Source organism: Micromonospora sp. NPDC051296 (assembly GCF_040682255.1).
In the GTDB taxonomy this organism is placed as follows: domain Bacteria; phylum Actinomycetota; class Actinomycetes; order Mycobacteriales; family Micromonosporaceae; genus Micromonospora; species Micromonospora craterilacus.
Map to the genome: position 1 here is coordinate 1 of NZ_JBFBAO010000498.1, position 4,048 is coordinate 4,048.

Genomic DNA, 4,048 nt, shown 5'->3' on the forward strand with positions numbered 1-4,048 from the left:
GTCATCGTCATCACCACCTTCGACCTCGACGAGTACGTCTACGCCGCGCTGCGCGCCGGGGCCCGCGGTTTCCTGCTCAAGGACGCCGGCTCGGTGCTGCTGAGCCAGGCGGTGCACGCCGCGGCCAGCGGTGACGCGCTGATCGCCCCCAGCGTCACCACCCGGCTGTTGCGGGCCTTCGCCGACACCGGGCCCACCGTGCCGCCCCGGCAACCCGTCGAGCCGCTCACCGACCGGGAGGAACAGGTCCTCGCGGCGGTGGCCCGGGGACGGACCAACAGCGAGATCGCGGGCGAGTTGCACATCAGCCTCAGCACGGTGAAGACGCACGTCGCCAGCCTGATGACCAAACTCGCGGCCCGGAACCGGGTCGAGGTCGCCATTTGGGCGTACGAGACGCACCGGGTCCGCCGCGGCGGTTGAGCAACTACTTCATGGTGATGATCTGGATCAGGTTGCCGCAGGTGTCATCGAGCACGGCGGTGACCACCGGCCCCATGTCGATCGCGTCCTGGGTGAACTCGACGCCCAGCCCCTTGAGCCGCTCGACCTCGGCGTAGACGTCGTCGACGGCGAACTGGGTGTACGGGATGCCGTCGGCGACCAGGGCACTCTTGAACGGACCCGCCGCCGGGTGGCCGCTGTCCGGCTCCAGCAGCAGCTGGACACCGTCCGGGTCGGCCGGGGACACCACGGTGAGCCAGCGCGCGTCGCCGGTCGGCACGTCGGTCTTCTTGATGAACCCCAGCTTCTCGGTGTAGAAGGCAAGCGCCTTTGCCTGGTCGTCGACGAGCACGTTGGTGAGTTTGATGCGAATCACGGGTGTGGTTCCTCTCGGTCGATGGGCCACCTCTCGATGATCGAGCGCAACGGGCTCGTGTCGATGTGGTGGAACTTGAACCGGCCCTGCCGCCGGCTGTGCACCAGGCCCGCCTGTTCGAGCACGGCGAGGTGCTGCGAGATGGCCTGGCGGGTGGAGGCCAGGCCATGCTTCATGACCAGCCGGCCGCGAATCTCGAACAGCGTCTGACCGTCCTTGTCGGTCAGCTCGTCCAGGATGACGCGTCGCGTCGCGTCACCTATGGCCTTGAACAGATCGCGGTCTGCGTCCATCGGCACAGTTATAGGCAAGTAGTCACTTGCCTGTCAAGTGGATCGCCGCAGCGCCGCGTCGCTCGACGTGCCGCTACCGAGCGACCAGGTCTTAAGTACGAGCGCGGCGTCGCACCATCGGCCGGTTCAACCCGGGCCCGGATACCGATGAGTCCACGCCGCCGCGATCGCATCATCGAGCCATGTCCGTGAATCGCTCCGGCCGCCGGGAGTGGCTGATCCCCACCGGCCTGATCCTGCTCGCCCTCGTACCGGTGGCCGCCGGCGCCGTCCGGGTCGCCGACCTCTCCACCGGCCCGGTGGTGACACCGGAGAACGCCCGGTTCGTGCACGATCCCCTGCCGGTGGTGGTGCATGCCGTCACCGCCAGCCTGTACTGCCTGCTGGGCGCCTTCCAGTTCGCCCCCGGCTTCCGCCGCCGGCACCGCCGTTGGCACCGGGTGGCGGGACGGGTCCTGGTCCCGGCCGGGCTCCTCACCGGGCTCTCCGGGATCTGGATGTCGCTGTTCTATCCGCTGCTGCCGATCGACGGCGAGCTGCTGATCGGCCTGCGGATCAGCTTCGGTTCGGCGATGGTCGTCTGCATCGTGCTCGGCTTCGTCGCGATCCGGCGGCGGGACCTCGCCCGGCACCGGGCGTGGATGATCCGCGGGTACGCCATCGGCCAGGGCGCCGGCACCCAGTTCCTCACCCACCTGCCGTGGATGCTGGTCTCCGGGACGCCGGGTGAGCTGCCCCGCGCCCTGCTGCACGCCGCCGGCTGGCTGATCAACATCGCGGTCGCCGAGTGGATCATCCGCGCCGGGTCGACCCGGCCGGCCCGGCTCTCCCCCGCCGAGCCCCACGCCGCGGCCGCGCGATCCTGACGACCCGATGCGATCAGGGAGGGCACCTGGAGCGACGGTCCGCGCGCCCGAAACATCGGGCGGCTGGTCCGTGAGGAGTCGCCCGTACCGGGTAACACCGTCGGCAGCACGCCGTGCAGTTCGTATCCGGAAGGGGACGCCGGTCATGAGGACGACCGAGCTGACCGATGGTGGCCACCGCGTGATCGTGGTCGCGGTCGACAAGGGCGAGGACGCGGTCAGCGTCATCAACGACGTCGCGAACCGGTCCGACATCCGCGGGGCCCGGGTCACGGGCGTCGGCGGCTTCCACACCGCCGAGGTCGGCTACTTCGACCGGGAGGCGCGGGACTACGTCCGCGTCGCCGTACCGGAACAGGTCGAGGTGCTCTCGCTGCTCGGTGACATCGCGGAGAGTCAGGGCAAGCCGGCACTGCACGTACACACCGTGCTCGGCCGCCGCGACGGGACCACCGTCGGCGGGCACCTCCTGCGCGGCGAGGTCTGGCCCACGCTCGAAGTGATCATCACCGAGGTGGGCGGGAACCTCACCAAGCAGGTCGATCCGGAAACCGGCCTCGCGCTGCTCAACGCGCCCGGTACGCAGACTGCATGATCCCGCTCGCGCGGGCGGTCACCGGGCGACGTCGTCCACCACCTGGTCGAAGAGCAGGCCGCTCGACCCTTCACCGAGACCGGGTCGCTTGCGCCGGCCGATCCAGGTGTGGGTGGAGCCGTCGGACCAGCGGGCCCGCTGCCGCGCCCGGGTGACGTGCACCCCCTCCCGAGGCACCTCCTCCTCGTGGATCAGCAGGTCGGTGCCGGGTTCGAGGAGCTGCCCGAGCGGCTGCGGGGTGACCGTCTGCCCGTCGTGCCGGCGCGGCACGGTCGCGCGGCGCAGCCGGTACGCGCCGGAGGTGGGCTGCACCGGCAGCAGCGGGAACCAGTGCTCGGGCACGGAGGTGGCCAGCTGGTAGTAGGCGTTGCTGGCCGTCCCGTCGGCCGGTTCGACGCTGAGCAGGTCGGCGGTCTCGTGCCGGCGGATCGGGTTGCCGGTGGCGCCCTCGACAACGGTCTCGACCGCCCAGGCGACGTTGGCCATCTCGTCGCGGAACATCCGGACCTCCTCGACCGGTGCCGCCTCCTGCTGGTCGGCGATCGCCGGGGCGATGAGCAGGCCGTCGGAGCGCCCGCCGAACACGTCGGCGCCGGGGCCGGTGACGGTGTGCCGGAAGAGGCTGAAGTCCTGGCCGTCGCCGGGTAGCGCGCCGGCCGCCCGGACCAGGGTACGGAAGCCGAAGGTGTCGGTCACCACCAAGGATTTGATCTTCACGACGGTGCCGGTCGGCACGGTCAACGGCAGCAGGTACCAGTCGTTGCTGTAGACCGTCGCGTACTCGACCAGGAGCAGCCGGGCCAGGTCGGTGGGTTCCGCCTCGACCCGGCCGAAGTCCACCCGGGCGTCCTCGAACTCCCACCACCGGGCGGCGGGCATGCCCGGGTACGCGGCCGGGGCGGGCAGCAGCGTGTTGACGATCGTCCCGATCTGGTTGGTGGCGGGCAACGTGGCCGCGGTGTCGACGGTGAACGAGTACCAGTCGAGGCGGCCACCGTCGTACTCGGGGGCGGCGAGCACGACGTCGTTGTCGCCGAAGCGGGCCGACATGTCGAACCGGTACTCCATCCGGGTCGGCTGCCAGGCGTCCGCCGTGTCCGGGGCGCCGTCGTCGGACAGGTCGAGGCCGAGGGTGTCGAGCCAGTCCAGCCAGCTGCGGGCGACGTCGGCCAGCACGGGCACGTCGCCCGGCAGCATCGGCACCTCGGGCGGTCGGGTGCCGTGCTCGACCAGGACGCGCAGCACGGGCAGCAGGGCGGCTCCGCTGGGCACCCGGTGCCGCATCACCGCCAGCCACCGCTGGCTCGGCCCGTCCAGTTCCGCACCAGCGGCGGTCAGGGCGTACCCCTCGATGACGTTGGCCGCGTACCGGGCCAGCCGCCCCCGGGCGGTGAGCAGCCGGAGGAAGTGCCGGCCGGTACGCGCGGCGGTCCGCAGCTCGGTGATCCGGGTGGCCGGACCGGCTTCGACCACG

At 71.1% G+C, this 4,048-nt stretch carries 6 protein-coding genes; 3 read left to right on the top strand and 3 right to left on the bottom strand.

Translation table 11 applies throughout. From position 1 onward, the window contains the following. Positions 1-423 (top strand): response regulator transcription factor (locus AB0M52_RS31695; RefSeq protein WP_363961316.1); only part of this gene is annotated, 423 nt, incomplete at its 5' end. A 4-nt stretch (positions 424-427) separates the two neighbouring features. On the opposite strand, the gene AB0M52_RS31700 is transcribed toward AB0M52_RS31695, so the two are convergent. Together AB0M52_RS31700 and AB0M52_RS31705 are read right to left on the bottom strand one after the other, a co-directional pair. After that, the gene (locus AB0M52_RS31700; RefSeq protein ID WP_363961326.1) at positions 428-817 is read right to left on the bottom strand and encodes a VOC family protein; all 390 of its coding nucleotides are present in this window, start codon (positions 815-817) and stop codon (positions 428-430) included. Further along, complete coding sequence (locus tag AB0M52_RS31705; RefSeq protein ID WP_363961318.1) at positions 817-1,113, bottom strand: metalloregulator ArsR/SmtB family transcription factor; 297 nt, start codon at positions 1,111-1,113, stop codon at positions 817-819. The genes AB0M52_RS31700 and AB0M52_RS31705 overlap by 1 nt, the downstream gene beginning before the upstream one ends. A 182-nt stretch (positions 1,114-1,295) precedes the next feature. On the opposite strand from AB0M52_RS31705, the gene AB0M52_RS31710 reads away from it, so the two are divergent. Beyond that, positions 1,296-1,979: a DUF2306 domain-containing protein gene (locus AB0M52_RS31710; RefSeq protein ID WP_363961320.1), complete on the top strand. Its 684-nt coding sequence runs from the start codon at positions 1,296-1,298 to the stop codon at positions 1,977-1,979. Positions 1,980-2,124: 145 nt separating this feature from the next. Further along, a complete protein-coding gene (locus AB0M52_RS31715) occupies positions 2,125-2,574 on the top strand; it encodes a PPC domain-containing DNA-binding protein (RefSeq protein ID WP_363961322.1) in 450 nt (149 codons plus the stop codon). A gap of 18 nt (positions 2,575-2,592) precedes the next feature. Here AB0M52_RS31715 and AB0M52_RS31720 read toward each other — a convergent pair. Then, a partial coding sequence (locus AB0M52_RS31720; RefSeq protein WP_363961324.1) for a hypothetical protein occupies positions 2,593-4,048 on the bottom strand: 1,456 nt, incomplete at its 5' end.

Excerpts from the sequence above, each read along its gene's own strand:
- AB0M52_RS31710 (WP_363961320.1), top strand. The coding sequence starts at position 1,296 with ATGTCCGTGAATCGCTCCGGCCGCCGGGAGTGGCTGATCCCCACCGGC.
- AB0M52_RS31705 (WP_363961318.1), bottom strand. The coding sequence starts at position 1,113 with ATGGACGCAGACCGCGATCTGTTCAAGGCCATAGGTGACGCGACGCGA.
- AB0M52_RS31715 (WP_363961322.1), top strand. The coding sequence starts at position 2,125 with ATGAGGACGACCGAGCTGACCGATGGTGGCCACCGCGTGATCGTGGTC.